Origin of the sequence: Rhodococcus sp. DK176 (assembly GCF_038447315.2) — a bacterium.
Classification (GTDB): Bacteria; Actinomycetota; Actinomycetes; order Mycobacteriales; family Mycobacteriaceae; genus Rhodococcus_F; species Rhodococcus_F jostii_A.
The window spans coordinates 6,388,810-6,415,560 of record NZ_CP118321.2; the positions used below are offsets into that span (position 1 = coordinate 6,388,810).

Below are 26,751 nucleotides of genomic sequence, written 5' to 3' on the forward strand. Positions count from 1 at the left end.
AGCACCGGGGGCATCGCCATCTCACTCAGCGACCCGTCGCGTCCGGGACGCGGACGCCTCCTCGATCGCGAGGAGTTCGTCGAGACGGGCAGGCGAGCGTCGCCGGGCAGTGCGTCGCCACAGGAAACGGTTGAGCGAGGCGGTCATTCGGGTCGACAGCTTGCGTGATTCCGCGGCCTCCGACACCTCGGGCAGGTCGGGCAGAGGGCCGCCGTGCCACATGCCCAGAGCAGTCGCGAGAACGGGCACGATCTGGATCGCCGCCAATTCGTAGCCCGCCGCGGACGGGTGGAAGTGGTCGGAGGAGAACATCCGGTCGGGCGCCGCGAGGAACTCGGGTGCCAGCAGGTCGGCCAACGCCACCGGGTGGCCGCCCGCCGCGCTGGTCGCGGCCGCCTGCGCCCGGGCCAGGCGCAACCCCCACGTCCGCACGACGGTCCGCAGCGGTTGGGGGATCGCGGTCACCACCCCGAGGTCGGGGCACGTTCCGACGACGACCGCGCAGTCGTGGGCGCGGAGCCGTTCCACCGCCTCCCCGAGTCTGCGCGCCGACGCCCGAATCGAGTTCTTCGATGTGACGTCGTTGGCTCCGACCAGGATCACCGCGGCGTCCGGCGGCGGTCCGGCCACGAACATCGCGTCCACCTGCCCGCTGAGTCCGCGGGACGTGGCGCCGCCGATGGCCTTGGTGCTCAGCCGGATCCGCTTGCCGGTCTCGTCCGCGAGGCGCCTCGCGATCTGCACGCCGGGAACTTCGTCCGCCGACAGGCATCCCACCCCGGCGGCCGTGGAGTCGCCGAAGATCATCAGATGGACGTCATACGGGGTGGTTCGCAGCCAGCGTTCGGGGACGGCAGCGCCGGGGGAGTAGACGCCGTCGGCCTCCGGCGGCTTGGCGACGTTGTGCCCGATCACACCGCGGGCCGCCGTCGCCTGGGACATCAGATAGGAGTACGCCGCCCACGACAGCGTGCCTGCGCTCGAACCTGCCACGACAGCCGCGGCGCCGGCCTTCACTCCGGTCTGCCAGGTCCTCTTGGGCACTGGTCTCACCTTTCCGCTACCTGGTGCTCATCTCACGGGTTCCAGCGGACTGCGTCCGCACCAATCTAGTCGGATCAGGGCCCCCGTGCCGGACGTCTGTGAGCATCGGATCAGGGCATCTGGGAGCATGGAGGCATGCGCATCGCGGAACACGTCGTCGACCTGATCGGCAACACCCCTCTCGTCAAGCTCTCTTCTGTCATCGGTGAGAACCACGGGACCGTTGCAGCCAAGATCGAATACCTCAACCCGGGTGGAAGCTCGAAGGACCGCATCGCGGTCAAGATGATCGACGCCGCGGAGGCGTCCGGTGAGCTGAAGCCGGGCGGGACCATCGTCGAGCCCACGTCCGGCAACACCGGGATCGGCCTCGCCCTGGTCGCACAGAAGCGCGGATACAAGTGCGTGTTCGTCTGCCCCGACAAGGTCAGCGAAGACAAGCGGAACGTCCTCAAGGCCTACGGCGCCGAGGTCGTGGTGTGCCCGACCGCGGTCGCGCCCGAGCACCCGGACAGCTACTACAGCGTCTCCGACCGGCTCGCACGCGAACTTCCCGGCGGCTGGAAGCCCAACCAGTACTCCAACCCCGGCGGCCCGCAGAGCCACTACGAGACCACCGGCCCCGAGATCTGGGCCGACACCGACGGCAAGATCACCCACTTCGTGGCGGGCGTCGGCACCGGCGGCACCATCACCGGCACCGGGCGCTATCTCAAGGAGGTGTCCGGCGGCAAGGTCAAGGTCATCGGCGCCGACCCCGAGGGTTCCGTGTACTCGGGTGGCACCGGCCGTCCGTACCTGGTCGAGGGCGTGGGCGAGGACTTCTGGCCGAGCGCCTACGACCCGTCCATCCCCGACGAGATCATCGCCGTGTCCGACGCCGACTCCTTCGAGATGACCCGACGTCTCGCCCGCGAAGAGGGCCTGCTGGTCGGTGGCTCCTGCGGCATGGCCGTCGTCGCCGCACTCGAGGTGGCCAAGCGCGAGGGCCCCGACGCCGTCATCGTCGTCCTGCTGCCCGACGGTGGTCGCGGATACCTGTCGAAGATCTTCAACGACAAGTGGATGGCGTCCTACGGATTCCTCCGCACCCCGCTCGACGGCAAGCCCGACGAGAAGACCGTCGGCGACGTGCTGCGCGGCAAGTCCGGCGAACTCCCGGACCTCGTCCACACCCACCCGTCCGAGACGCTGCGCGACGCCATCGAGATCCTCCGCGAGTACGGGGTGTCCCAGATGCCCGTCGTCGGCGCGGAGCCGCCCGTCATGGCCGGTGAAGTGGCGGGCAGCGTCACCGAGCGCGACCTGCTCAGTGCCGTGTTCGAGGGCCGCGCGCACCTCGCCGACCCGGTGGAGAAGCACATGAGCAAGCCGTTCCCGCTCATCGGTTCCGGTGAGCCCGTGTCGGCCGCCACCAAGGCGCTCGGCGACACCGACGCGCTCATGGTCGTCGACGACGGCAAGCCCGCCGGGGTCATCACCCGCCACGACCTTCTCGGTTTCCTCAGCGCCGGTTCCTAGACGACACTGGTCCCCGCTGCGCACGGAACGTACCGTGCACAGCGGGGTACCGGCGCGGTGTCCGTGAGGGGGAATCACAGTGGGTGTTCGTCTGCGTCGTGTTCTGGTGGTCCCGGCCGTCCTGCTCGGGTTCGCCGCCGCCGGGTGCGGGAACAGCATCGAGGGTGCCGCGGTCGCACAGTCGGGATCGTCGGACGTCGACTCGGTGTCCTCGGGCACGTCGCCTTCCGGGGCGTCCGCGGACTGCACCGCGCTGACGAAGGCACTCGGCCGCCTGGTGTCGGACCGGCCGCATCTCACCGAGGCCGTCCTGCCCGGATCGACCGATCCGACGTGCTCGTGGTCCAAGGGGCCGACCAACGTCATGAGCACCATCACCGCGTCGGTCAAGCCGCAGGTGACGGATCCTGCCGTCCTCGTCGAGATGCGGAACGGAACCAACGTCGTCCCCGACCCCCGGTCCGCCGAGTTCGGCGGGGTGGTCCTCGACGTCGTAGCCATGGCGCTGCTCACCCCGGAACACAGCATCATCGTCAACGCGCTCGACCCCTCCGTCAGCGACGCGACCAAGCTCGACGTGGCGTTCGCGATCGCGGAGTATCTGGAGAATTAGGTCCCCACTAGGCTGGGGGCCATGAGTGAGCAGCGCAGCAAAGCGGACAACATCAGCTGGCAGGGGTTCTCCACCAAGGCCGTGCACGCAGGATTCGACCCGGACCCGCAGACGGGCGCCGTCAACGTCCCGATCTACGCGAGTTCGACGTTCGCGCAGGACGGCGTCGGCGGCATGCGTAACGGATTCGAATACGCCCGCACCGGCAACCCCACCCGACGACCGCTCGAGGCCAACCTCGCCGCCCTCGAGTCGGGCACGTACGGTCGCGCCTTCGGCTCGGGCATGGCCGCCACCGACTGCCTGCTCCGTGCCGCGCTCCGCCCCGGCGACCACCTCGTCATCCCGAACGACGCCTACGGCGGAACGTTCCGCCTGATCGACAAGGTCTTCACCCAGTGGGGCATCGAGTACACGCCCGCCGCGGTGTCCGACGTGGACGCCGTCCGGGCAGCCATCCGCCCCAACACCAAGCTCGTGTGGGTCGAGACGCCCACCAACCCGCTCCTCAACATCGGTGACATCGAGGCACTGTCCGACGTCGCGCACGAGGCAGGAGCGAAGATCGTCGTCGACAACACGTTCGCCTCGCCGTACCTGCAGCAGCCGCTGCAGCTCGGCGCCGACGTCGCGCTGCACTCGACCACCAAGTACATCGGCGGACACTCCGACGTCGTCGGTGGCGCACTCGTCACCAACGACGAGGAGCTCGACACGGCGTTCGCGTTCCTGCAGAACGGTGCGGGCGCGGTCCCCGGACCCTTCGACGCGTTCCTCACGCTCCGCGGCATCAAGACCCTCTCCTTGCGCATGGAGCGGCACAGCGACAACGCCGAGAAGGTCGTCGAACTGCTCACCGGGCACCCCGCGGTGTCCCAGGTCATCTACCCCGGACTCGAGTCGCATCCCGGCCACAAGGTCGCGGAGAAGCAGATGCGCCGCTTCGGCGGCATGATCTCGGTCCGCCTCGCAGGCGGCAAGCAGGCTGCGCTGGACTTCTGCTCGCGCACCGAGATCTTCACGCTGGCCGAGTCGCTCGGCGGTGTCGAGTCGCTGATCGAGCACCCGGGCGCCATGACCCACGCCTCGACCGCCGGTTCGCTGCTCGAGGTCCCGGACGACCTGGTGCGCCTGTCCGTCGGCATCGAGGATGCCGCCGACCTCGTTGGCGACATCGAGCAGGCACTGAAGTAGCAGGCGGCTTCGCCGCCCGTGCGTGGTTGACGAGTCTCTGGACTCGTCAACCACGCACGGGGCGCGGAGCGCCCTATGCTGGCCCGCGTGGAGCCTGTCACGCTGGATCAGATCAGAGCAGCTCGTAAGCTGCTGGACCCCGTCATGCGCCGGACGCCGGTGATCGCGTCCCGGGCGCTGTCGGAACGATGCGGGCACGTCGTGTCGTTGAAGTGCGAAAACTTACAGCGCACAGGGTCTTTCAAACCGCGCGGTGCGTACAATCGGATCGCGAACCTGTCGGTCGCCGAACGGGCCTGCGGGGTGGTGGCGGCCAGCGCGGGCAATCACGCGCAGGGCGTGGCCTGGGCGGCCACGGAACTGGGTATCCCGTCCACCGTGTTCATGCCAACCGGCGCACCCCTTCCGAAACTCGTCGCTACCAAGGCGTACGGCGCCACCGTCCACCTCACGGGCGACACGGTGGACGACGCGCTCGTCGCCGCGAAGGAGTTCGCGAACGAGACCGGCGCCGTCCTCATCCACCCGTTCGATCACGTCGACATCGTCGCCGGACAGGGGACCGTGGGGCTCGAGATCCTCGAGCAGGAACCCGACGTCGGCACGCTCGTCGTCCCGACCGGTGGCGGTGGACTGATCGCGGGTATCGCCGCGGCGGTGAAGGCCACCCGGCCCGACGTGCGGATCGTCGGCGTCCAGGCCGAGCAGGCGGCCGCCTGGCCGCGTTCGCTGGCGGAGGGCCGCCCGATACCGCTGGAGACCATGTCGACCATGGCCGACGGCATTGCGGTCGGCCGGCCCGGCGACGTTCCGTTCGCGCACGTCGGCTCGCAGGTCGACGCCATCGTCACGGTCAGCGAGGACGCCCTGTCCCGGGCGCTGCTGCTGTGCCTCGAACGCGCGAAGCTCATCGTGGAGCCTGCGGGCGCGGCCGCGGTGGCCGCGTTGATCAGCTGCTCGACGGACGAGCTGGGACTCACCGGGAAGGTGTGCGCGGTGCTGTCGGGTGGCAACATCGACCCGTTGCTGCTCACCCATGTCGTCAATCACGGTCTCCGGGCTGCCGGACGGTATCTCGGTGTGCACGTGACCATTCCGGACCGACCGGGTGGTCTGGTCAGTCTCCTCGGCGTGATCAGCGGCAACGGCGCCAGCGTCGTGGACGTCGTCCACTCCCGCACCGGTGGCGCGCTCGCGCTCGACGAGGTGGAGGTGTTCCTCACCGTCGAGACCCGTGGTCCCGGACACCGGCAGGATCTCCTTGACGCCCTGCGCGACGCCCAGTACACGATTCGGCTGCAGGAGTAGCCAGGGCTAGCTCGGCCACCCGCCCAGGGTGATCACCCGGAACTCCTGATCCACCAGCCGGGCAGGCAGCTCGAGGTTGGTGAGCCAGTCGATCGCACCGCCGCCCATACCGACCGCGGCCGTGCTCGACGCGTGCGCGGTGGTGCACGACCCGGCCACCACGGACACGGTCCGCCACAACGAGATCGAGTCGGGGTGCAGGGGCTTGACGGTGCTGGCGGTCGCGACGGCCGCACCCGACGGGATCGACACCTGGCACGTGGGGTCGCCCGGCAGGTCCTGGACCTGAACCTGCCAGCCGCCCGGTGGTGTGGTCCCGGCGGTGGCGATGTCTCCGCCGAGCGCGACCAGGACACCGCACCCGAGCAGTTCCGCCGTCGTCGACGCGCAGTGGTCGGCGGAACTCGCCCGCGCGGTGGCCGTCAGGTCGAGTTCCACCCCGGCGGGGAGCGTGACCTCGGTGCCGTCGACGGTGATCGACCGCCACGACTGGGGTGCGGGGGCCGACGCCGTGGGGTCGAGTGCGCCCTCCGTGGTCCGCGCCGCGGCGAGGGCGTCGGTGAGGAATCGCGCGAACATCGGTGTGACCGTGTTTCGGCCTTCGTCGAGCGAGCGGATCTCGGCGTCCGCGCGGTCGCGGTTGACGGCGGCATCGGTGGCCGCGAGGTAACCGCGGATCAGGTTCGACGCCGAGTTCAGGGCGTCGGGGTCGGTGACGACGATGCGTGCGTGCACACCCCAGGTGGACCATTCGGTTGCGCTGCGTGCGCGGGTCATGTGGTGGTTCTCCGGTCGCGCGATGTCAGGAACCGCTGGAGACGGCGTCCGGTGCGCCGAATCCGGCCGAGACGAGGGGCGCGGCCACCGTCGAATCGGGGGTTGCGGGGTCCGCCGCCGCCGCCATGCCACCGCCGGCGACCAGTCCGGCGATTCCGGCTGCCGCCAGGACGCGGCGAACGGGAAGCAGGCGGGAAATCCGTCGGTCTTCACTCATGCCGACCAGCTTCCCCGAAGAACCTTAGAACAACCTGGGAAGAATCTGTCTGTCCTCGCCGAGTGCGCACGAGTGCAGTGCACTCCCGGCGTGTCGCATGCAGTTGTGCGCAGTCGCGGCCGACAGCCGTCGGTGCACGAGGTGGAGGAGGTCCGGCCGGGTGAGGGTCTGACACTGCGGGACCTGCGCACCGGTGACCTGCACGCGATCAGGGAACGAACCGCGAGCCGGCAATTGCACGTCGGGAATCCGATCTGCGCCCGCGTCGTCCCTGCGGGTGACACGTGGCAGATCTTCGGAGGAATCGAGCCGATCGCGCCGGCTCACCGCGCGCCACTCCTCGAGATGTTGGACGACGAGACCACGGATCCGGCCGACCTGGTCGTGATCCTCAGCGAACGTTTCGTGCCGGTGCGTGGGTGACCGAGGCGACGTGATTCGCCCGGTGCCGCGCTCCCGCAGGTCACGGTAGGAGACGGATCAATCCCGCAGAATCGCCTCGCACCTGCTGTGCCCCGTCGTAACGTGAACTCACTCGGTTAGGTGCACCGAGGAGGAGGAGCGCACGTATGTCAGTTGATGCAGCGGCGATCATCGTGGCGATCACCACCGCAGCGGGGGCCATCGTTCAGGGAGCGGACATACCGCAGCCGGTGAAAGATCAAGCAGCCGAAGCAATTCAGGTGGTCGAGCAGGCCTCACCCGACGTTCAGAAACAAGTTGACGAAGCGATATCGACCCTCCCGGAACCGGCCCGCGTGCAGGCCGAGCAGATGGTGGCCCAGGCCTCGGATGTGGTGAAGCAGGCAACCGACCCCTACATTCCATCGCCGCCCGCCGTCGAGGCGGCGCCGCCGCCCGCCCCGGTTCCCCCACTGGCACTCCCGGACCCTCCACTCGACCAGCCCCCCGCGATGAGCGCCCCCGACGTCGGCACGGCGATCGGGGGCCTCGCCGCTCTGCCCGGGGTTCCGGCCCTGATCAGCGGACTCGGATCGCTGATCCCGTCCGTCCCCGCCGGCTTCCCCGGTGTCTCGCTCGCGCCGGTCGGCGCCATCGCCGTCTTCGCGCCGTGGATACGGAAGGCCGGGTCGCTGTGCGAGGGCATCAAGCCGCCGACACTGGCGGCCCTGTACTCCGTCGAGAACGGTTTCCGTTACGGCGCGAACTCGCCGGTGTCCCGGGCAGGGGCCCGCGGTCCCGGCCAGTTCATGCCCCCTGCCTGGGCCAAATATGGCAAGGACGCGGACGGCGACGGCAAGGTCGACATCAACGGCGTCGCCGACCCGATGATGGCGTCCGGTCAGATGCTGTGCGACCTGTTCGGGCAGATCGAGGGCTGGAAGAAGGAGGGTGTGGTCAAGGGTGACACCCTCGACCTCACGATCGCCGCCTACAACGCCGGTGCGGGTGCGGTCCGTACCGCCGGTGGCATGCCCGCCGGCAAGTTCGACTACGAGCACGAAACGCAGCCGTACGTCGCGCGGATCCGATCGCTGGAGGAGTCGTTCGCACGGATGCTGTCGCCGTTCTTCTACGGTGCGGCCGCCGGTGACACGAGCCGGGTCGTCGAGGCGGCCATGCGGTTCATCGGGCTGCCGTACGTGTGGGGCGGCGGCAACATCAACGGACCGTCCGGCGGCGGTTTCGACTGCTCCGGACTGACCTCGTTCGCCGTGTACGCCGCAACCGGCGTCAAACTGCCCCGCACGTCGGAAACGCAGTGGAATGTGGGTGTGGAGGTGCCGCTGTCGCAGGCCAGGCCCGGAGACCTGCTGTTCGGCAACTGGCAGTCGGGCGGGCCGGGACACGTCGCGATCTACGTCGGCAACGGCCAGATGCTGCACGCCCCGACGACGGGTGACGTGGTGCGCATCGGTCCCGTGTTCGCCGACATGAAGGCCCGCAGGGTCTTCTGATCCCGATCCCGGGCGTCACAGCAGAAAACTCCGGCCCGGGCACTGGGCCCGGACCGGAGTTTTCGGCGGTGGATCCGAGATCAGCTGTGGTACGGCTCCGCGCTGACGAGCGTCACCTTCATGCTGCTGCCGTTGGGCAGCGTGTATTCGCGGGTTTCGCCGACCTTCGCCTCGAGCAGTGCGCCACCCAACGGGGAGTTGGGGGAGTAGACCTCGAGTTTGTTGTCGCGTGCACCCTCTTCGCGGGTGGCGATCAGGAACGTTTCGGTGTCCTTCTCGTCGCCGTCGTAGTACACCTTCACCACGGAACCGGGCAGTGCGACACCGGACTGGGTGGGCGCTTCGCCGACCTTCGCGCTGTTCAGGAGTTCCTGAAGCTGGCGGATGCGTGCCTCCTGCTGACCCTGCTCTTCGCGGGCCGCGTGGTAGCCACCGTTCTCCTTCAGATCGCCCTCTTCGCGACGCTCGTTGATCTCGGCGGCGATGACCGGACGATTGGCAATGAGCTGGTCGAGTTCGCTCTTGAGCCTGTCATGTGACTCCTGGGTCAGCCAGGTCACCTGGGTCTCGGTCATCTCGATCACTCCCTCGTAGTTGGAGCCGCCGGGCTCCCTCGACAGACCACTGCAACAGCAGTGATCAACGGCTCGGCAGAATTCGACGGCCGGGGCCGTTCAATTTCCGCCTTGCCGCCAATGCAGCAATACACGGTTCCAAACCGGAACCGTGTACCAGGCGATTCTAGCACGATCGGGGAGCGCAAACCCCGAATAACCCGAACGGTCGCTCGGGTGCGCCGGTGTCAGCCGCGGGTCAGATAGGCGGGAACGTCCAGGCTGCAGCCGTAGATGTCGCCCATCGCGGGCGGGCGGGACGTGTAGACGGGGGCGGTGACTTTCACCGTCTGGTCTTCCCCGCCGGCGATGTAGACCTCGCGCCGGCCGGTCTCGGAACCGTCCTTGGACCGGGAGCGGACGATGCAGACCGCCGCCTGTGACGGATCCTCCCGGGTGACGGTGAACGTGATGTCCAGCTGCGAATCACTCACCAGATCGAACGACGTGGCCTCACTGTCGATCTCGGAGACGGCGAACTTGTCGTAGGCGACGAACGCCACGATCACACCGACGACCACGACCGCCGCGGACAGCGCCCACACGAGCCAGCGCTTCGGGCGCGCAGGCTTTGCCGCGGCTGTGTATCGGCCCGGGGGAAGCGTTCTCGTCATTTCTCAACTCTCGTACCGCTCCGGTTCCACGTAACTCACAGCACTCGAGCGGGGGCACGGCTGCAAGCGGAACTCTCGGGTGGAACTATAGAGGACGTGCGTCAGTGCGCCGTCAGCGATGGCGGAGGGCGAGAGCGCGCGACACGGACAAGCCGGCAACGGCTACTGGCGAAGTTGAGGTGAACGAATACGTGAGCGGATTCCGGCTCATGGCCGTCCATGCCCATCCCGACGACGAGTCGAGCAAGGGTGCCGCGACAACGGCCCGTTACGCCGCAGAGGGCAACGAAGTGAAGGTCGTGACGTTGACCGGGGGTGAACGTGGCGACATCCTCAACCCCGCGATGGACGTCCCCGGGGTGCGTGACCGCATCCACGAGGTCCGCATCGAGGAGATGGCCGAGGCCGCGCGCATCCTCGGAGTCCAGCACCAGTGGCTGGGATTCGTCGACTCGGGTCTGCCCGAGGGCGACCCGAAGCCGCCGCTTCCGGAGGGCTGCTTCGCGCTCGTTCCGCTCGAGGAGTCGACCGAGGCCCTGGTGCGGGTGATCCGCGAGTTCCGTCCGCACGTCATGACCACGTACGACGAGAACGGCGGCTACCCGCACCCCGATCACATCCGCTGCCACGAGGTGTCGATGGCCGCGTACGAGGCCGCTGCCGACCCGGAGCGGTTCCCCGACGCCGGGGAACCGTGGAAGGTGCAGAAGGTCTACTACTCGCACGGCTTCATCCGGAAGCGTCTCCTGCAGTTCCAGGAGGAGTACGACCGCCGCGGCGAAGAGTTCCCGATGGCCGAGTGGCTCAAGAAGTGGAAGACCGAGCAGGGCGACCTGATGGCACGCGTCACCACCCAGATCACGTGCGGCGACTACTTCCCGCAGCGTGACGACGCGCTGCGGGCCCATGCGACGCAGATCGACCCGAACGGCTCGTTCTTCGCGGTTCCGCTCGAAATCCAGCAGAAGATCTGGCCGACCGAGGAATTCGAACTCGCCAAGACCCGGGTCACCACCTCCATCCCGGAGAACGACCTGTTCGCGGGCATCACCGAGGACGGACAGCCGTGAATGCGTTGACCGTGAACCTGTTGGCCGGCACGGCGGACGTCCTGGCGCAGACGCCGAGCACCCCGTCGGGTCCGGAGTTCGGCAAGGCGTCGCCCATCGGCCTCGTCGTCATTCTCGCGCTGCTCGCGGGTGTGGTGCTGCTGGTGCGTTCGATGAACAAGAAGCTCAAGAACCTGCCCGAGACGTTCGAGCCGGAGCATCCCGAACCGGACCAGGAAGTGGACGAGGGCACCGACCGCGGCGCGATCCACGGTGGCGGGGCGAGCAGCACCGAACCGCCGAAGCCCACGGACACCCCACCCAACCTGCAGAAGTAGTCGAACAGGAGCTGGAGATGGACCCACGCGCACAGAACACACTCGGTGGGTCCACCAGCCCCTATCTGCGACAGCACGCCGACAACCCTGTGCACTGGCAGCAGTGGGGTCCGGAGGCGACCGAGTGGGCGCGCGAGCGGGACGTCCCGATCCTGTTGTCGATCGGATACTCGGCGTGCCACTGGTGCCATGTGATGGTCCACGAGTCCTTCGAGGACGAGGCGGTGGCGTCGCTGATGAACGAGCATTTCGTGTGCGTCAAGGTCGACCGCGAGGAGCGCCCGGACCTCGATGCCGTGTACATGAACGCCACGGTCGCGATGACCGGCCAGGGTGGCTGGCCGATGACGTGCTTCCTCACTCCCGACGGCGCCCCGTTCTACTGCGGCACCTACTACCCGGCCGCGCCGCGTGGTGGGATGCCGTCGTTCACCCAGCTGCTGGGAGCCATCGCCGACACGTGGCGGGACCGCCGCGGTGACGTCGACGACGCGGCCGCCTCGGTGGTCGCCGAACTGCGCCGGGGAGCCGGTGGCATCCCCGAGGGGGATGTCCAGGTGGATGCGGCCCTGCTGGACGCGGCTGCCGGAGCCGTGCTGCGGGACGAGGACGCCGACCGCGGCGGGTTCGGGGGAGCCCCCAAGTTTCCGCCGTCCGCGCTGATGGAAGGCCTGCTGCGCACGTACGAGCGATCCGGTGCCGAGGAGGTGCTCGGCGTCGTGGCGCGGACGGCGTCGGCGATGGCGCGCGGCGGCATCTACGACCAGCTCGGCGGCGGTTTCGCCCGGTATTCGGTCGACGCCGCGTGGGTGGTGCCGCACTTCGAGAAGATGCTCTACGACAACGCCCAGCTGCTGCGCGCGTATGCGCACCTGGGCCGGCGCACGGGCTCGGACCTGGCCGTCCGTGTCACCGAGGAGACCGTCGAGTTCCTGCTGCGCGATCTGCGCACCGACAACGGGTCGTTCGCGTCCGCCCTCGACGCCGACACCGAGGGTGTCGAGGGACTCACGTACGTGTGGACCCCCGCGCAGCTCGTCGAGGTCCTCGGTCCCGAGGACGGGGAGTGGGCGGCCCGGGTGTTCGCGGTCACCGCCGACGGGACGTTCGAGGCCGGCACGTCCGTCCTGCAGCTTCCCCGCGATCCGGACGACTGGGACCGTTGGAGCCGGATCCGGGGCACGCTGCTCGCGCAGCGTGCGACGCGGCCGCAGCCGGGACGCGACGACAAGGTGGTCACCGCCTGGAACGGTCTCACGATCACCGCGCTCGCCGAGGCCGGTGCCGGGCTCGGCAGGCCGGAGTGGGTGGCCGCGGCCGCCGACTGCGCGCGTGCGGTGCTGGGATTGCACGTCGTCGACGGGCGCCTGCGGAGGGCGTCCCTGGGCACGTCGGTGGGCGAATCGGCCGGGGTGCTCGAGGACTACGCCTGCCTGGCGACGGGCCTCCTCGCGTTGTATCAGGCGACCGGCGACAGCGAGTGGCTGACGCATGCACAGGCGCTGCTGGACCGCGCCCTGATCCATTTCGCCGACGACGAGCGGCCGGGAAGCTGGTTCGATACCGCCGACGACGCCGAGTCCCTGGTGACCCGTCCCCGGGACCCGGTCGACGGTGCAACGCCGTCCGGTGCGTCGTGTCTGGTCGAGGCGCTGCTCACCGCGGCTGCGGTGGCCGACGGGGAGGCGTCGGGACGGTACGCGACCGCCGCCGCCGAATCGCTCGACCGGGTGGCACTGCTGCTGGAGCGCGCACCGCGATCGGCCGGGCACTGGCTCGCCGTGGCGGAGGCGTCGGTGCGCGGCCCGATCCAGGTGGCCGTCGCAACCGACGGCGATTCCGTCCTGCTCCGGGAGGCGCGCAGACTCGCTCCCGGTGGTGCCGTCGTGGTCGGCGGCGAACCGGACTCGTCACCGCTGCTCGCCGACCGGCCGCTGGTCGGCGGCGCGTCCGCGGCGTACGTGTGCCGCGGGTTCGTGTGCGACCGCCCGGTATCGACGGTCGCAGACCTGGGTGCCGCGTTGAGCCGGTAGCCGGCCTACCGGAACACCACCAGCCACACGGCGATGTAGTGGCACAGGGCGGCGATGACGGTGGCGGCATGGAAGAACTCGTGATGCCCGAACGTGGTCGGCCAGGGGTTGGGCCACTTGGTGGCGTAGAGGATCGCGCCGACCGAGTAGAGGATGCCGCCGATCAGCAGCAGCACCATCGGGACGACGCCGACCTCGTGCGTCAGTTCGGGCGCGACGGGCACGATGGCCCAGCCGAGCAGCAGGTAGAGCGGCACCCCGACCCAGCGCGGTGCCGTCGGCCACAGCATTTTCAGTGCGACCCCGGCGAGCGCCCCCGCCCACACGACGATCAGCAGCGTCCGGCCCGTGTCGGGCGGAAGTCCCAGCACCGCGAACGGGGTGTAGCTGCCGGCGATGAACAGGAAGATCATCGAGTGGTCCGCGCGCTTCATCCAGGTGCGGGCCGAGACGGTGTTCCAGTGGATGCGGTGGTAGGTGGCGCTGACCCCGAACACACCACACACCGTGAGGCTGTAGACGGCGGTGGCGAGCGCCGCTTCCCCGGACACCTGGGTGCCGGAGAGTGTGACGAGGACGATGCCGGCTATCACGGAGACGCCGAACGCCCACAGGTGGATCCACCCTCGCAGTCGGGGCTTGACGGGCAATTCGTCGAGGCCGAAAGCGGTCACTGAACACCTCTTCTCGCTGTGCGTGGCACTAACCTACGCAACCGTAGGTTAGCTTGTGGTGAGAGCGTACCCGTCGGTAGCAGGAAGTCGTGCGCTGTGTGACGGCCGTCGCGGATCACCTTCGGCTGCGGCGTAGTCTTGCGTGTCATGGTGATCTCCAGGTGAGTGCGCGAGGACTGCTGTACAGCATCTACGAGCGTCGGCTACTCAAGCGGCTCGACGGTCTACAGCACCCTCGGCACATAGCCGTGATGTGCGACGGCAACCGGCGGTGGGCCCGGGAAAACGGCTTCGAGGACGTCAGTCACGGCCACCGCATGGGCGCACTGAAGATCTCCGAGATGCTCGGCTGGTGCGACGCCGCGGGCATCGAGATGGCCACCATCTACCTGCTGTCCACCGAGAACCTGCGCCGCGACCCGGGGGAACTCGACACCCTGCTCGAGATCATCACGGACGTCGTCGAGGAGATCTCCGGCCCCGACAAGAACTGGAGCGTCAAGATCGTCGGCGCCCTCGACCTCCTGCCCGCCGAACAGTCGCGGCGTCTGCGCGACGCGGCCGCCGGGACCGAGGGACGCACCGGCACCCACGTCAACGTCGCGATCGGCTACGGCGGCCGCCAGGAGATCGCCGATGCCGTGCAGTCGCTGCTGAGTGAGAAACTCCTCGCGGGACTGTCGGGCGACGACCTCGTGAAATCGATCACAATCGACGGTATCGACGGGCACCTCTACACGTCCGGCCAGCCCGACCCCGACCTCGTGATCCGCACGTCGGGGGAGCAGCGGCTGTCGGGGTTCCTGCTGTGGCAGAGCGCCTACTCCGAGATCTGGTTCACGGAGGCGTACTGGCCCGAGTTCCGCCGCGTCGACTTCCTCCGCGCGCTCCGCGACTACGCCGCCCGGCACCGCCGCTTCGGCGTCTGACGTGAGCGGCGAAGCGTGCCGGAACACACGTCGCCACTCACCTACAGCTTCCGCAGCCGCAGCCGGTTGATCGAATGATTGGCGTCCTTGCGCAGCACGAGCGTGGCACGCGGACGCGTCGGCAGGATGTTCTCCACGAGGTTCGGCCGGTTGATGTTGTGCCAGATCTCCTGAGCGGCAGCCGTCGCGTCCCGGTCGGACAATCCGGCGTAGTGGTGGAAGTGCGCGTCGGGGTCGGAGAACGACGTCTTCCGCAGCGCGAGAAAACGCTGGATGTACCAGTTCTCGATGTCCTCGATGCGGGCGTCGACGTAGATCGAGAAGTCGAACAGGTCCGACACCATCAGCCGCGGTCCGGTCTGCAGCACGTTGAGACCCTCGATGATGAGGATGTCGGGCTGCCGGATCAGGTGGTACTGGCCCGGGATGATGTCGTACGAGATGTGTGAATAGACCGGTGCGGCCACTTCCTCGGCCCCCGACTTCACCTCGGTGACGAACCGCAGCAGCTTCCGGCGGTCGTAACTCTCGGGAAAGCCCTTGCGGTGCATGATCCCACGGCGGTTCAGTTCGGCCGTCGGATACAGGAAGCCGTCAGTCGTCACCAGGTCGACGCGCGGGTGGTGCTCCCACCGCGCAAGGAGGGCCTGGAGGACACGGGCCGTGGTGGATTTGCCGACCGCCACACTGCCGGCGACGCCGATCACGAACGGCACCTGCTGGTCGGGGTGCTTCTCGCCGAGGAACGTCGCGGTCGCGGCGAACAGTCGCTGCCTGGCCGCGACCTGGAGGTGGATGAGACGCGACAGCGGCAGGTACACCTCCGCGACCTCTTCGAGGTCGATCTGCTCGCCGAGGCCGCGCAGTCCGTACAGCTCTTCCTCGGTCAGGACTAGTGGCGTCGACTTACGCAGTGTGCGCCACTGCTTCCGGTCGAATTCGACGTACGGACTGGACTCGCTCGTCCGCGCCATCAGTTCCGCTCACACTCGGGTACACGGGGGAGTGAGCGGTCCATGCCCAGAATCTCTGCCGTCGTCGTTGCGCTGGCGAGTAGCGGTTGCATAGTCGGATTGTGCTTGGTGCCACAGGCTGCGCTGTCGGCGGGTCGGGAAGACGCGTCTGCGACTAAGGTCGGACGGCATGGAATCCGTTTCGTTCGTACGCGAATACTTGCTGCTCGGGCTGGGTTTCGACCGGCTGGAGGAAGGATTCGTCGACGCGTATACCGGCGATCCCGCACTACGCAGGCAGGTGGAGAACGCGCCGAAGCCCGATCCGCGCGACCTCGCGCGCACGGCGGCGACCCTCCGCGCGGAATTGCCGTCGGCCGGATTGTCCGAGGAGCGGACCCGGTTCCTCGACGTCCATCTCCGCGCCCTCGAATGCTCGGGGCGAAAGTTCGCGGGCGACGACGTCGGCTTCGTCGACGAGGTCGAGGCGTACTTCGACGTCCGCATCGAACGCGGCGACGAGGAGCAGTACCGGGAGGCGCACAGGAAGATGGACGCCGTGCTGCCCGGAACGGGGCCGCTCGCCGAACGCATCCAGGCCCACCGTGCGAAGGACGAGATCCCCGCGGACCGGTTGCAGGAATGTGTCGACGCCTTCTCGAGTGCCCTGCGCGACCTCGTGCGGGAGCATTACGCACTGCCCGACTCGGAGGTCGTGGAGTACGAGGTGGTGGGCGACAAGCCGTGGTCGGGGTTCAACTATTACCTCGGCGACTACCGGTCCCGGGTCGCGATCAACTCCGACCTGAAGCAGCACATGTCGAACCTGCCCCGGCTGATCGCGCACGAGTCGTACCCCGGCCACCACACCGAGCACTGTCGCAAGGAAGCCGGACTCGTCGGGTCGGGACAACTCGAGCAGACGTTGTTCGTCGTCAACACCCCGCAGTGCCTGATGGCCGAGGGCCTCGCGGACCTCGCGCTCGAATCGATCGTCGGGTCCGACTGGGGGCTGTGGGCGCAGGCAATCTACGCCGACCTGGGCCTGCGATTCGACGGTGAGCAGGCGCAACGCCTGTCCGGCGCGTCCGGGCAGCTGCTCGGTGTGCGGCAGGACGCGACGATGATGCTGCACGACGAGGGTCGCAGCCACGACGACGTCGCGGCGTTCCTGCAGCGATGGAGTCTGTCGACCCCCGAGCGGGCACGGCAGTCGCTGCGGTTCCTGTCGTCGCCTCTGTGGCGGGCGTACACCAGCACCTACGTGGAGGGATACCGGCTGCTCGGTGGCTGGCTGGCCGAGGTACCCGTCGGTGCGGAGCGGTCGGAGCGGTTCCGTCGACTGCTCGACGAGCCGCTCGTGCCCGGCGTCCTGCGCGCCGGTGAGGGGTACCTCACCGCGGGCGGTTAGGAAGTCCTCACGGGTACTTCGTAGACTGGGAGCATTCGTTTCCGCATCCAGCTTGGAGATCCCTCGATGACCGCTGTGCCCGGTACCGACGTCAACACGGCCCCCCTCGCCGAACTCGACCCCGAAGTCGCCCAGGCCATGGCAGGTGAGCTGGCCCGTCAGCGCGACACGCTGGAGATGATCGCGTCGGAGAACTTCGTTCCCCGCGCGGTCCTCCAGGCGCAGGGCAGCGTCCTCACCAACAAGTACGCCGAGGGATACCCGGGACGCCGCTACTACGGCGGCTGCGAGCACGTCGACGTCGTCGAGGATCTCGCCCGTAACCGCGCCAAGGAACTGTTCGGCGCCGACTTCGCGAACGTCCAGCCGCACTCCGGCGCGCAGGCCAACGCGGCGGTCCTGATGGCCCTGATGAACCCGGGTGAGAAGCTCCTCGGCCTCGACCTGGCGCACGGCGGTCACCTCACGCACGGCATGAAGCTGAACTTCTCCGGCAAGCTCTACGACGTCGAGTCGTACGGGGTCAGCAAGGAAGACCACCGCATCGACATGGACGAGGTCCGCAAGATCGCCGTCGCCGCGCAGCCGAAGGTCATCGTCGCCGGCTGGTCCGCCTACCCGCGTCACGAGGACTTCGCCGCGTTCCGGTCGATCGCCGACGAGGTCGGCGCGTACCTGTGGGTCGACATGGCGCACTTCGCCGGCCTGGTCGCGGCCGGCCTGCACCCGTCGCCCGTGCCCTACGCCGACGTCGTGTCCAGCACCGTCCACAAGACGCTCGGCGGGCCGCGCTCCGGCCTGATCCTCGCCAAGCAGGAATGGGCGAAGAAGCTCAACTCCGCCGTCTTCCCCGGCCAGCAGGGCGGGCCGCTGATGCACGCCATCGCCGCCAAGGCCGTCTCCCTGAAGATCGCGGGCACCGAGGAGTTCAAGGACCGTCAGCAGCGCACCCTGACCGGCGCGAAGATCCTCGCCGAGCGTCTGACCGGCGCGGATGTCGTCGACAAGGGCGTCAGCGTCCTCACCGGCGGCACCGACGTCCACCTCGTGCTCGTCGACCTGCGCAACTCGCAGCTCGACGGCCAGCAGGGTGAGGACCTTCTTCACGAGGTCGGCATCACCGTCAACCGCAACGCGGTGCCGTTCGACCCGCGCCCGCCGATGGTCACGTCCGGCCTCCGGATCGGTACCGCGGCGCTCGCATCGCGTGGATTCGGGGACGAGCAGTTCACCGAGGTCGCCGACATCATCGGCACCGCACTCGCCGGATCGTCCGACGTCGAGACGCTGAAGTCCCGCGTGTCGAAGCTCGCCGCCGACTTCCCGCTGTACGAGGGTCTCGAGGACTGGCGCCTGATCTAGGCGGCTCCGCCGCCCGTGCGTGGCCTGCGAGTGCAAGGACTCGTTAACCGCGCACGGGCGCCGCAGGCGCCTCCGCGTAACTTGATGTTCACCGACACGCCCGCCGCTCGCACGGCCGTCCGGCGTGTTTGGCAGTACCGTCGGGGGTAACAGGCAGCGGGGAAGTTGCTTGTACGGGAGGTCCTGATCGTGGCTGACACACTCAGTGCGAGGGGGCCGGCGCCCGGCCCTCGTGTGGTGACACACCAGGGACGGACCGGTCCAGCGAACCGAGTTTGCGTGGGTGCCACGCAGACCTAGGAGCCAACGTGACTGCTTCACGCTCCGTCTCAGCCCGCGTCGGACGTTCGTCCGCCGCCCCCAGGAAATCGTCGGATTCTGCAGTTCGTACATTCGTACTCGACACCTCCGTACTGCTGTCCGACCCCTGGGCCGTCACCAGGTTCGCCGAGCATCGTGTGGTGCTTCCCCTCGTCGTGATCAGCGAGCTCGAAGGGAAGCGGCACCACCACGAGTTGGGATGGTTCGCAAGAGAATCGCTGCGCATGCTCGACGACCTCCGGCTGGAATACGGTCGTCTCGACCAGCCCGTGCCGATCGGCACCGAGGGCGGCACCTTGCAGGTCGAGCTGAACCACACCGACCCGTCGGTTCTCCCGGTCGGATTCCGCACGGACAGCAACGATTCGAGGATCCTGGCCTGCGCCCTGAACCTCGAGGCCGAGGGCAGTGACGTCGTCCTGGTCAGCAAGGACATCCCGATGCGTGTGAAGGCCGGTGCGGTGGGTCTTCCCGCCGACGAGTACCACGCCCACGACGTCGTTCCGTCCGGTTGGACGGGTATGACCGAACTGGATGTGGCGTCCTCGTCGATCGACGAACTGTTCTCCGAGGGCGTCGTCGACCTGGAGGAAGCTCGGGAGCTTCCGTGCCACACGGGTATTCGGCTGCTGGGCGGTTCGTCGAGCGCACTGGGCCGCGTGAACGCCGACAAGCGGGTGCAGTTGGTGCGGGGGGAGCGTGAGGCATTCGGTCTGCACGGACGTTCGGCCGAGCAGCGGATCGCCCTGGACATCCTGCTGGACGACAGTGTGGGCATCGTGTCGCTGGGCGGCAAGGCGGGCACCGGCAAGTCGGCGCTTGCGTTGACGGCGGGGCTGGAGGCGGTGCTCGAGCGCCGTACCCAGCGGAAAGTCGTTGTCTTCCGGCCGCTCTACGCGGTGGGCGGGCAGGAACTCGGCTACCTGCCGGGTAGTGAGAGCGAGAAGATGGGCCCGTGGGCCCAGGCGGTCTTCGACACTCTCGACGGCCTTGCCAGCACCGAGGTGATGGACGAGGTGATCAGTCGCGGCATGCTGGAAGTGTTGCCACTCACGCATATTCGCGGACGGTCATTGCACGATTCGTTCGTGATCGTGGACGAGGCGCAGTCGCTGGAACGCAATGTGCTGCTCACGGTGCTGTCCCGGCTCGGCACCGGCTCCCGGGTTATCCTCACCCACGACGTCGCGCAGCGCGACAACCTGAGGGTCGGACGTCATGACGGTGTGGCCGCGGTGATCGAGAAGCTCAAGGGGCATCCGCTGTTCGCGCACATCACGTTGACGCGCAGTGAGCGTTCGCCGATCGCGGCGCTCGTGACGGAGATGCTGGAGGAGTTCGGTCCGACGCCGTAGGCGCCTGCCCCGCAGCGTGATCCGCCCGATGCCGCACGATCCGTGCGGCATCGGGCGGACACTTCAGAAGGCGCGCACGATCCCTTTGAGCGTGCCCCACAGGAAGTCCCGGCTGCTGAAGTAGTCGCGCCAGACGGCGATCTTGCCGTCCTTCATCTCGAACGTGCCGCACACCCAGAATTCGCTGCGCAGCCGCTTGTAGATCAGGACGTCCGTGCGTTCGGTCAGCACGGCCGTACCGTCGCCGGCGATGTGGTGCAGGCGCACGTCGAATCCGACACCGGGGCGGCTCATTCCGCGGAGTATCCGCATGACGGCGCCGAGGCCGCGGATCTTGGGCAGCGACACGTTGTGCCACAAGATGTCCTGGTGCAGATACTGCTGCGCGGCGTCCGGGTCGCCTGCGACGAGTGCGTCCAGGAATGCCCGGACCACCTGGACATCTGCCGTGTCCGTTCGAGCGGTTCCCGTGGGTGCGTGCGAGTTCGTGCTCATGATCTTCTTCCCGTCGATGTGTCGGCTCAGCGGACGAATGTACCCCGGCCTTCCGTGTCGTAGAACTCGAGTGTGACGTTGTTGCCGGCGAACGTCGCCTTCGAGATGGTTCCAGGTGGGGCGTTCTCACCGCGGGGTGTGAAGGTGAAGGTGTCGCCGTCCCAGTGGGTGAGTGGGAAGGTCTGCCCGGCGGGCCCGAGTTGGAGCGTCAGCGCACCGTTGCTCTCGGTGACGACGGCGGGGCCCCAATACGGGTTGCCGTAGGTGCCGGCGTAGGTCGGGAGGGGTTGCGGCGGTGCCGGGTTCGCGGGGGCCGTCTGGCCGACGAGACTACCCTCGGGCTCGTCCATCGGCGCGATCGCCTGCCGGTACAACGACCTCCAGTCCTCACGGATCTCCCCGAACTGGACGAGGTCGGCGAACTCGGCGGTGAGGGACTCGGGAATGCCGATGGGCGACCCGTTGGTCAGCGCGACGATGGCGACGTCGGCGGACGGTATCGCGACGAAGTTCGTCGCCACCCCGAGCTGGAACCCGCCGGAGTGGCTGAGGGAGACCCGCCCTGCCGGGGTGGTCGACACGTTGAACCCGTACCCGTACGACCCCGGACGGCTGTCCATCGACCGCGGTGGGCTGGACACCATCTGAGGACTGACCGCGGGGAGCAGCGCCTCGGGTGACACGATCTCCTTGCCCTCGAACGTTCCGTCGGCCAGCAGCATCGCCAGCCATTTGCCCATATCGTTGACGGAGGAGCTCACCCCGCCTGCAGGGGACTGGGCGTCGGGGTCGCGTACCGCGTCGGCGACGTACTTGCCGTCGACGAGCTGGTGCGCGACTGCGCGGTCGCTGCGTGCCTGATAGTCGGCGAATCGCGAACTCGTGGAGGACATCCCGAGCGGCCGGTAGATCGTCTGCTCGGACAGCGTGGCCCAATCTGTCCCGGACGCCGCCGCGACGGCCTCCGCCGCCGCGGTCAGGCCGAAGTTGGTGTACTCGTAGGTGATCCGGAACGGGTTCAGCGGTTCGAGCCGGAGCTTGTCGAGCACCTGCTGCTGGTTGTAACCCAGGTCCTCGAGCAGATCGCCGGCGTGGTCGGGCAGCCCCGATCGGTGCGAGTACAGATCGCCCACCGTGACGTGCTCGGTGACCCATGGGTCGGCGAGCGCGAAACCGGGCGACTTGGACACCACGGGAGTGTCCCAGCCGACGACGCCGGCATCGACCTGATGCGCCACCACCGTGGACCCCACCGATTTCGACATCGACGCCAGCTGGAACACGGTGTCGGCGTCCACCTTCTGATCGGTGCCCGCCTCGCGCACGCCGAACCCCTTCGCGTACACGGTCTGCCCACCGTGGACGACGGCGATCGCCATACCCGGCAGCCCGGAACTCTCCATCAACTCGTTCGCCAGTTCGTCGAGACGGCCCACGGCGTCGTCGATCTGACCGTCGGGGATGTCGACGCCCGCGACCGTCCCCGGGTTCGGCGGCTGCGACGACTCCGAGGTGGGGCTCGCGTCGGAACCGGCGTCGTCGGAGCCGGAGCCGCAACCCGTCACGAGTGACCCGCCGAGCGCGAGAGCCGACAGAAGTATCGTCAGGTTCCGCTGTCTGCGCATGGGTGATCCTCTGCTCGGGCCCGGGGTAACCGTGAACTGCCAGCGTAACGACTGCAAGCCCATGACCAGGCTGTTTTCGTCACAACGCCGCCGTTGTTCCCGTCGAATTCACCAGTGGTCGACCCGGCGCCCGGGCGCGGACGCTACGGTGTGCGGATGCCGATTGAAAAGAACGACTCGCAGCTGCTCAGTGAGCTGGCCCCGGTGGTGGACGAAAACCTGACACGTCACATCGCCGAGGCGGACGGCTGGCAGCCGCACGATCTGGTCCCGTGGGACCAGGGCAAGAACTTCGCGTTCATGGGTGGAACGGATTGGTCGGCAGATCAGTCGACCCTGAGCGACGTCGAGGCGCTCGCGTTGACCGTGGGTGTGCTGGTGGCGGACAACGTCCCCGCGTACCACCGGGAGATCGCCAAGCACCTCGCCCAGGTGGGTCCGTGGTGGCGCTGGGTGGGCCGCTGGACCGCGGAGGAGAACCGGCACTCCATCGTGCTCCGGAACTACCTGATGGTGACGCGCGCCGTCGACCCCGTTGCCCTCGAGCGCGCCCGGATGGACGAGATGGTCCGCGGCTACGCGATGCCGCCGATGCACCTGCTCGAGATGCTCGCGAATTCCGCGTTCGAGGAGAAGGCCGCGGCGGTCCGTCATCACAACACGGCGGCACTCGGCGAGGACCCGCTGGTGGCAGTGATCGCCGAGCGGCTGGCCACGGACGACGAACTGCAGTCGCTGTTCTACCGGAACATCGTCGAGGCCGCGTTCGAGCTGGTACCCGACCAGACGATGCGGGCCATCGCGTCGCGGATCGAGGCCTTCGACGTACCGAGCGTGGCCCTGCCCGGCGGAACCGACAGCACCGCGGTGCTCGCCGAGGCCGGCATCTACGACCCCGCCCAGCAAGGGGAGAAGGTGTTCGCCCCGCTGCTCCGCTCCTGGAACATCGCCGGGCGCTCCGATCTCGGCCCCGAGGGCGAGAAGGCCCGCGACGAGCTGTCCGCGCTGCTGTAGGACTTCTGCGCGAGAGGGCCCGCACTCGAGCGAGTGCGGGCCCTCTCCGTCGGCAGGGTCAGTCCTCGACCTTCGCCATCGCCAGCACGTCGAGACGCTTGTCGAGTTCCTCCTCGCTCAGCTTGTCGCCGATCAGACCACGGTCGACGACGGTCTCGCGGATGGTCTTCTTCTCCTTCAGCGCCTGCTTGGCGACGGCCGCCGCCTCCTCGTACCCGATCGCGGAGTTCAGTGGCGTCACGATGGACGGCGACGATTCCGCGAGGGTCTTGAGGTGCTCGATGTTAGCGACGAGCCCGACGACGCACCGGTCGGCGAACAGCCGCGTGACGTTGGCCAGCAACGTCAGCGATTCGAGCAGGTTCCGCGCCATCATCGGGATGTAGACGTTGAGCTCGAATGCGCCCGCGGCACCGCCCCAGGCGACCGCGGCATCGTTGCCGACCACCTGTGCGGCGACCTGGGTGGCCGCCTCCGGGAGCACCGGATTGACCTTGCCGGGCATGATCGAACTGCCGGGCTGCAGGTCGGGGAGACGGATCTCGCCGAGACCGGTCAGCGGTCCCGATCCCATCCACCGGATGTCGTTGGCGATCTTGGTCAAGGACACCGCGATCGTGCGCAGTGCGCCGGACGCCTCCACCAGGCCGTCCCGCGCCGCCTGCGCCTCGAAACTGTTCTTCGCCGGTGTGAGGGCGTCGACACCCGTCGCCTTGACCAGTTCGGCGACGACCTTCGGGCCGAACCCGTCGGGGGCATTGAGCCCCGTTCCGACCGCGGTGCCGCCGATGGGCAGCTCACCGAGCCGGGGAAGGCAGGCCACGACCCGCTCCATCCCCGCCTCCATCTGGCGGGCGTAACCGCCGAACTCCTGGCCGAGGGTCACCGGAACGGCGTCCATGAGGTGGGTGCGGCCCGACTTCACGACGGTCTTCCACTCGGTGGACTTGTCGAGCAGGGCCAGGCGCAGGTGGTCGAGGGCGGGGAGGAGGTCCTTCACCGCGGACTCGGTGGCCGCGACGTGCGTCGCGGTGGGAAAGGTGTCGTTGGACGACTGCGACATGTTGACGTCGTCGTTGGGGTGGACGACCACGCCGTTCGCCGCGGCGATCGACGCGATCACCTCGTTGGCGTTCATGTTGGAACTGGTGCCCGAGCCCGTCTGGAAGACGTCGATGGGGAACTGATCGTCGTGCTTGCCTTCGGCGATCTCGCCCGCCGCCGCGATGATGGCGTCCGCCTTCTCGGCGTCGAGGAGGCCGAGGTCCTTGTTGACCTGCGCGCAGGCTGCCTTCAGCAGACCCATTGCACGTATCTGGGTGCGCTCGAGACCTCGACCGCTGATCGGGAAGTTCTCGACGGCGCGCTGAGTTTGCGCGCGCCACAGGGCATCCACGGGCACCCGCACCTCGCCCATGGTGTCGTGTTCGATCCGGTACTTCTGCTCGTTGCTCTCGGTCATGCGTCAAACATGCCACTTCCGAGCGCGTCGTGGGGGCGCTCCCCGTGCGCCTTTCCGGTAGCCGCAGCTACCGGAAAGGCGCACGGGCAGCGGAGCTGCCTAGAACGTCGGCGGAACGGCGCCGTCTTCGCCCGTGAAGTCCACGGACGAGTACTCGCGCAGCTTCTCGAGACGGTGGTACGCGTCGATCATGCGGACGGTGCCCGACTTCGACCGCATCACGATCGACTGGGTCGAGGCGCCGCCGCCGTAGTAGCGGACACCGCGGAGCAGGTCGCCGTCCGTGACGCCGGTGGCGCAGAAGAAGACGTTCTCACCGGACACGAGATCTTCGGTGGTGAGCACGCGGTCCAGGTCGTGGCCTGCGTCGATGGCCTTCTGACGCTCGGCGTCGTCGGTGGGGGCCAGCCGGCCCTGCAGCGAACCACCCATACAGCGCATGGCGGCGGCGGCGATGATGCCCTCCGGCGTGCCGCCGGTGCCGATCAGGATGTCGGTGCCCGACTCGGGCCGCGCGGCGGCGATCGCACCCGCGACGTCGCCGTCGGAGATGAGACGGATCCGGGCGCCGGTGTCCCGGACCTCCTGGATGAGCCTGGCGTGCCGGGGACGGTCGAGGATGCAGACCGTCACGTCGGAGGGGGACGCCTTGCGGACCTTCGCGACGCGCTTGATGTTCTCCGCGACGGGCGCTGTGATGTCGATGACATCGGCGGCGTCGGGGCCGACGGCGATCTTCTCCATGTAGAACACGGCGGACGGGTCGAACATCGCGCCGCGCTCGGCGACCGCGAGGACGGCGATCGCGTTGGGCATGCCCTTCGCCATCAGGGTCGTCCCGTCGACCGGGTCGACGGCGAAGTCGCAGTCGGGTCCGTCGCCGTTGCCGACCTCTTCGCCGTTGAACAGCATCGGGGCTTCGTCCTTCTCGCCCTCGCCGATGACGACGACGCCGCGCATCGAGACCGAGCTCACGAGCTGGCGCATGGCGTCGACGGCGGCGCCGTCGCCACCCTCCTTGTCGCCACGGCCGACCCAGCGACCGGCAGCCATCGCACCAGCCTCGGTGACTCGGACCAATTCCAGAGCAAGATTTCGGTCCGGGGCCTCGCGGCGACTCGAAGTGGTGCTAGCCGTCATGGGCAGTGCCTCCTGGTGCAGTCACGGTCGACGTTGTACGTCGACGCTGTGTCGGTGGCCGTCGGCCGCCGAGTGTCGAGTGGATCTCGCTGCTGATTCTCCCAGAAAGAAGTGTGACGTGCGCTGCTGGGGCGCGAATCACGAGACCGAGAATCGTTGTTCCGGGACCGACCCTGGATACTGGTGGGCGTGGCATCCGATAAACCCCGCATCCTGCACAACAACCGCGACATGGTGTGGTCGCTCGTACCCCTTGTTCTGTTCTGCGTACTGATCGCGGGTATCGCCAGCCAGTGCACGTTCAGCCCGGGCGGACCCACCAGTGGCCCGATCCCCAGCTTCGACGTCGACGCGGCGCTGAAATACGACGCACAGGACCTTCCGTTCCCGGTGCGCAAGCCGGAGACGCCGGAGGGCTGGACGCCCAACTCGGGCAGCCGCAGCATCGTCAGCGGCGACGGCGGCGGCGATTCGAGCACCGTCGGCTTCATCACCGAGGCCGGCCGCTACATCCAGCTGACGCAGAGCAACGCCGTCGAGACGGTGCTCGTGCCGTTCGTCGCCGGCGGTCCGCGTACGGCGACGGGAACCGAGGACGTCGCAGGTCACAGCTGGATCGTGTACGGCGGGGAGGGTGTCGAGCCGATCTGGGTCTCCGACTTCGGCGACGTTCGGCTCCTCGTGACGGGCAGTGCATCACCCGAGGCGTTCGAGCAGCTCACCACCGCCGCGGCCGACGCCCCGATCCTCGCCGCCTGACGATCAGGGG

Annotated in this window: 26 protein-coding genes; 15 read left to right on the top strand and 11 right to left on the bottom strand. The window is 68.3% G+C overall.

From position 1 onward, the window contains the following. Window positions 1-21: 21 nt before the first annotated feature. Window positions 22-1,044, bottom strand: coding sequence for an SGNH/GDSL hydrolase family protein (locus tag PSR88_RS29695; protein WP_009479091.1), 1,023 nt, complete (start codon window positions 1,042-1,044; stop codon window positions 22-24). 135 nt (window positions 1,045-1,179) lie between these two features. Here PSR88_RS29695 and PSR88_RS29700 point away from each other — a divergent pair, with 135 nt between their 5' ends. From PSR88_RS29700 to ilvA, 4 genes are all read left to right on the top strand, one after another. Continuing rightward, a complete protein-coding gene (locus PSR88_RS29700) occupies window positions 1,180-2,565 on the top strand; it encodes a cystathionine beta-synthase (RefSeq protein WP_005255744.1) in 1,386 nt (461 codons plus the stop codon). Between the two features lie 79 nt (window positions 2,566-2,644). After that, window positions 2,645-3,178 carry a hypothetical protein gene (locus tag PSR88_RS29705; RefSeq protein ID WP_009479092.1) on the top strand — a complete coding sequence of 178 codons (534 nt, stop codon included), beginning with the start codon at window positions 2,645-2,647 and terminating at the stop codon, window positions 3,176-3,178. Between the two features lie 21 nt (window positions 3,179-3,199). Beyond that, window positions 3,200-4,372, top strand: a complete 1,173-nt coding sequence (locus PSR88_RS29710) for a cystathionine gamma-synthase (protein ID WP_009479093.1) — start codon at window positions 3,200-3,202, stop codon at window positions 4,370-4,372. Window positions 4,373-4,447: 75 nt separating this feature from the next. Next, window positions 4,448-5,680 (top strand): threonine ammonia-lyase, encoded by a 1,233-nt coding sequence (gene ilvA / locus PSR88_RS29715; protein WP_011597945.1) that lies wholly within the window; start codon window positions 4,448-4,450, stop codon window positions 5,678-5,680. Window positions 5,681-5,686: 6 nt separating this feature from the next. Here ilvA and PSR88_RS29720 read toward each other — a convergent pair whose 3' ends face one another. Both PSR88_RS29720 and PSR88_RS29725 read right to left on the bottom strand, forming a co-directional pair. Next, window positions 5,687-6,457 carry an FAD:protein FMN transferase gene (locus tag PSR88_RS29720; RefSeq protein WP_011597946.1) on the bottom strand — a complete coding sequence of 257 codons (771 nt, stop codon included), beginning with the start codon at window positions 6,455-6,457 and terminating at the stop codon, window positions 5,687-5,689. Between the two features lie 25 nt (window positions 6,458-6,482). After that, entirely contained in the window at window positions 6,483-6,674 is a 192-nt protein-coding gene (locus PSR88_RS29725) for a hypothetical protein (RefSeq protein ID WP_009479096.1), read from the bottom strand. A gap of 90 nt (window positions 6,675-6,764) precedes the next feature. Between PSR88_RS29725 and PSR88_RS29730 the strand changes: the two genes are divergently transcribed. After that, entirely contained in the window at window positions 6,765-7,097 is a 333-nt protein-coding gene (locus PSR88_RS29730; RefSeq protein WP_237724120.1) for a nucleic acid-binding protein, read from the top strand. Between the two features lie 146 nt (window positions 7,098-7,243). After that, complete coding sequence (locus PSR88_RS29735; RefSeq protein WP_011597948.1) at window positions 7,244-8,593, top strand: NlpC/P60 family protein; 1,350 nt, start codon at window positions 7,244-7,246, stop codon at window positions 8,591-8,593. A gap of 80 nt (window positions 8,594-8,673) precedes the next feature. Here PSR88_RS29735 and greA read toward each other — a convergent pair whose 3' ends face one another. Together greA and PSR88_RS29745 are read right to left on the bottom strand one after the other, a co-directional pair. Further along, on the bottom strand, window positions 8,674-9,168 hold the full coding sequence (gene greA, locus PSR88_RS29740; RefSeq protein ID WP_005238978.1) for a transcription elongation factor GreA: 495 nt from the start codon (window positions 9,166-9,168) through the stop codon (window positions 8,674-8,676). 227 nt (window positions 9,169-9,395) lie between these two features. After that, the gene (locus PSR88_RS29745; protein WP_011597949.1) at window positions 9,396-9,821 is read right to left on the bottom strand and encodes a DUF4307 domain-containing protein; all 426 of its coding nucleotides are present in this window, start codon (window positions 9,819-9,821) and stop codon (window positions 9,396-9,398) included. A 191-nt stretch (window positions 9,822-10,012) separates the two neighbouring features. On the opposite strand from PSR88_RS29745, the gene mca reads away from it, so the two are divergent. From mca to PSR88_RS29760, 3 genes are read left to right on the top strand one after another with little or no spacing between them, the layout of a single operon-like run. After that, window positions 10,013-10,891, top strand: a complete 879-nt coding sequence (mca, locus tag PSR88_RS29750) for a mycothiol conjugate amidase Mca (RefSeq protein ID WP_011597950.1) — start codon at window positions 10,013-10,015, stop codon at window positions 10,889-10,891. After that, a complete protein-coding gene (locus PSR88_RS29755) occupies window positions 10,888-11,208 on the top strand; it encodes a hypothetical protein (RefSeq protein ID WP_009479102.1) in 321 nt (106 codons plus the stop codon). The genes mca and PSR88_RS29755 overlap by 4 nt, the downstream gene beginning before the upstream one ends. 17 nt (window positions 11,209-11,225) lie before the next feature. Then, the gene (locus tag PSR88_RS29760) at window positions 11,226-13,241 is read left to right on the top strand and encodes a thioredoxin domain-containing protein (RefSeq protein WP_016883372.1); all 2,016 of its coding nucleotides are present in this window, start codon (window positions 11,226-11,228) and stop codon (window positions 13,239-13,241) included. A 5-nt stretch (window positions 13,242-13,246) separates the two neighbouring features. Here the strand turns inward: PSR88_RS29760 and trhA are convergent, their stop codons facing one another. After that, window positions 13,247-13,915: a PAQR family membrane homeostasis protein TrhA gene (gene trhA, locus PSR88_RS29765; protein WP_009479104.1), complete on the bottom strand. Its 669-nt coding sequence runs from the start codon at window positions 13,913-13,915 to the stop codon at window positions 13,247-13,249. A gap of 161 nt (window positions 13,916-14,076) precedes the next feature. On the opposite strand from trhA, the gene PSR88_RS29770 reads away from it, so the two are divergent. Next, window positions 14,077-14,844: an isoprenyl transferase gene (locus PSR88_RS29770; RefSeq protein ID WP_009479105.1), complete on the top strand. Its 768-nt coding sequence runs from the start codon at window positions 14,077-14,079 to the stop codon at window positions 14,842-14,844. Window positions 14,845-14,885: 41 nt separating this feature from the next. On the opposite strand, the gene coaA is transcribed toward PSR88_RS29770, so the two are convergent. Beyond that, complete coding sequence (gene coaA, locus PSR88_RS29775) at window positions 14,886-15,818, bottom strand: type I pantothenate kinase (RefSeq protein WP_009479106.1); 933 nt, start codon at window positions 15,816-15,818, stop codon at window positions 14,886-14,888. Window positions 15,819-15,987: 169 nt separating this feature from the next. Here coaA and PSR88_RS29780 point away from each other — a divergent pair, with 169 nt between their 5' ends. The 3 genes from PSR88_RS29780 (at window position 15,988) to PSR88_RS29790 (ending at window position 20,246) form a co-directional block, all read left to right on the top strand. Beyond that, window positions 15,988-17,208 (top strand): hypothetical protein, encoded by a 1,221-nt coding sequence (locus PSR88_RS29780; protein WP_016883371.1) that lies wholly within the window; start codon window positions 15,988-15,990, stop codon window positions 17,206-17,208. A gap of 66 nt (window positions 17,209-17,274) precedes the next feature. After that, window positions 17,275-18,570: a serine hydroxymethyltransferase gene (glyA, locus tag PSR88_RS29785; protein ID WP_009479108.1), complete on the top strand. Its 1,296-nt coding sequence runs from the start codon at window positions 17,275-17,277 to the stop codon at window positions 18,568-18,570. Window positions 18,571-18,878: 308 nt separating this feature from the next. After that, window positions 18,879-20,246, top strand: a complete 1,368-nt coding sequence (locus PSR88_RS29790) for a PhoH family protein (protein WP_016883370.1) — start codon at window positions 18,879-18,881, stop codon at window positions 20,244-20,246. Between the two features lie 63 nt (window positions 20,247-20,309). On the opposite strand, the gene PSR88_RS29795 is transcribed toward PSR88_RS29790, so the two are convergent. Continuing rightward, the gene (locus PSR88_RS29795; RefSeq protein ID WP_016883369.1) at window positions 20,310-20,741 is read right to left on the bottom strand and encodes a limonene-1,2-epoxide hydrolase family protein; all 432 of its coding nucleotides are present in this window, start codon (window positions 20,739-20,741) and stop codon (window positions 20,310-20,312) included. Between the two features lie 26 nt (window positions 20,742-20,767). Then, window positions 20,768-22,366 carry a serine hydrolase gene (locus tag PSR88_RS29800; protein WP_009479111.1) on the bottom strand — a complete coding sequence of 533 codons (1,599 nt, stop codon included), beginning with the start codon at window positions 22,364-22,366 and terminating at the stop codon, window positions 20,768-20,770. A 156-nt stretch (window positions 22,367-22,522) separates the two neighbouring features. Here PSR88_RS29800 and PSR88_RS29805 point away from each other — a divergent pair, with 156 nt between their 5' ends. Next, window positions 22,523-23,380, top strand: a complete 858-nt coding sequence (locus tag PSR88_RS29805) for an acyl-ACP desaturase (RefSeq protein WP_011597957.1) — start codon at window positions 22,523-22,525, stop codon at window positions 23,378-23,380. 58 nt (window positions 23,381-23,438) lie between these two features. Here the strand turns inward: PSR88_RS29805 and PSR88_RS29810 are convergent, their stop codons facing one another. Both PSR88_RS29810 and glpX read right to left on the bottom strand, forming a co-directional pair. Beyond that, on the bottom strand, window positions 23,439-24,842 hold the full coding sequence (locus PSR88_RS29810) for a class II fumarate hydratase (protein WP_009479113.1): 1,404 nt from the start codon (window positions 24,840-24,842) through the stop codon (window positions 23,439-23,441). Between the two features lie 99 nt (window positions 24,843-24,941). Continuing rightward, window positions 24,942-25,982 (bottom strand): class II fructose-bisphosphatase, encoded by a 1,041-nt coding sequence (gene glpX, locus PSR88_RS29815; RefSeq protein WP_005238998.1) that lies wholly within the window; start codon window positions 25,980-25,982, stop codon window positions 24,942-24,944. A 189-nt stretch (window positions 25,983-26,171) separates the two neighbouring features. On the opposite strand from glpX, the gene PSR88_RS29820 reads away from it, so the two are divergent. Beyond that, window positions 26,172-26,741 carry a DUF4245 domain-containing protein gene (locus PSR88_RS29820; RefSeq protein WP_009479114.1) on the top strand — a complete coding sequence of 190 codons (570 nt, stop codon included), beginning with the start codon at window positions 26,172-26,174 and terminating at the stop codon, window positions 26,739-26,741. Window positions 26,742-26,751: the final 10 nt, after the last annotated feature.

Coding starts and splice junctions, on each gene's coding strand:
- PSR88_RS29700 (WP_005255744.1), top strand. CDS start 1,180: ATGCGCATCGCGGAACACGTCGTCGACCTGATCGGCAACACCCCTCTC.
- PSR88_RS29710 (WP_009479093.1), top strand. CDS start 3,200: ATGAGTGAGCAGCGCAGCAAAGCGGACAACATCAGCTGGCAGGGGTTC.
- ilvA (WP_011597945.1), top strand. CDS start 4,448: ATGCTGGCCCGCGTGGAGCCTGTCACGCTGGATCAGATCAGAGCAGCT.
- PSR88_RS29720 (WP_011597946.1), bottom strand. CDS start 6,457: ATGACCCGCGCACGCAGCGCAACCGAATGGTCCACCTGGGGTGTGCAC.
- PSR88_RS29725 (WP_009479096.1), bottom strand. CDS start 6,674: ATGAGTGAAGACCGACGGATTTCCCGCCTGCTTCCCGTTCGCCGCGTC.
- PSR88_RS29735 (WP_011597948.1), top strand. CDS start 7,244: ATGTCAGTTGATGCAGCGGCGATCATCGTGGCGATCACCACCGCAGCG.
- greA (WP_005238978.1), bottom strand. CDS start 9,168: ATGACCGAGACCCAGGTGACCTGGCTGACCCAGGAGTCACATGACAGG.
- PSR88_RS29745 (WP_011597949.1), bottom strand. CDS start 9,821: ATGACGAGAACGCTTCCCCCGGGCCGATACACAGCCGCGGCAAAGCCT.
- PSR88_RS29760 (WP_016883372.1), top strand. CDS start 11,226: ATGGACCCACGCGCACAGAACACACTCGGTGGGTCCACCAGCCCCTAT.
- coaA (WP_009479106.1), bottom strand. CDS start 15,818: ATGGCGCGGACGAGCGAGTCCAGTCCGTACGTCGAATTCGACCGGAAG.
- PSR88_RS29780 (WP_016883371.1), top strand. CDS start 15,988: ATGGAATCCGTTTCGTTCGTACGCGAATACTTGCTGCTCGGGCTGGGT.
- glyA (WP_009479108.1), top strand. CDS start 17,275: ATGACCGCTGTGCCCGGTACCGACGTCAACACGGCCCCCCTCGCCGAA.
- PSR88_RS29795 (WP_016883369.1), bottom strand. CDS start 20,741: ATGAGCACGAACTCGCACGCACCCACGGGAACCGCTCGAACGGACACG.
- PSR88_RS29800 (WP_009479111.1), bottom strand. CDS start 22,366: ATGCGCAGACAGCGGAACCTGACGATACTTCTGTCGGCTCTCGCGCTC.
- PSR88_RS29805 (WP_011597957.1), top strand. CDS start 22,523: ATGCCGATTGAAAAGAACGACTCGCAGCTGCTCAGTGAGCTGGCCCCG.
- PSR88_RS29810 (WP_009479113.1), bottom strand. CDS start 24,842: ATGACCGAGAGCAACGAGCAGAAGTACCGGATCGAACACGACACCATG.
- glpX (WP_005238998.1), bottom strand. CDS start 25,982: ATGACGGCTAGCACCACTTCGAGTCGCCGCGAGGCCCCGGACCGAAAT.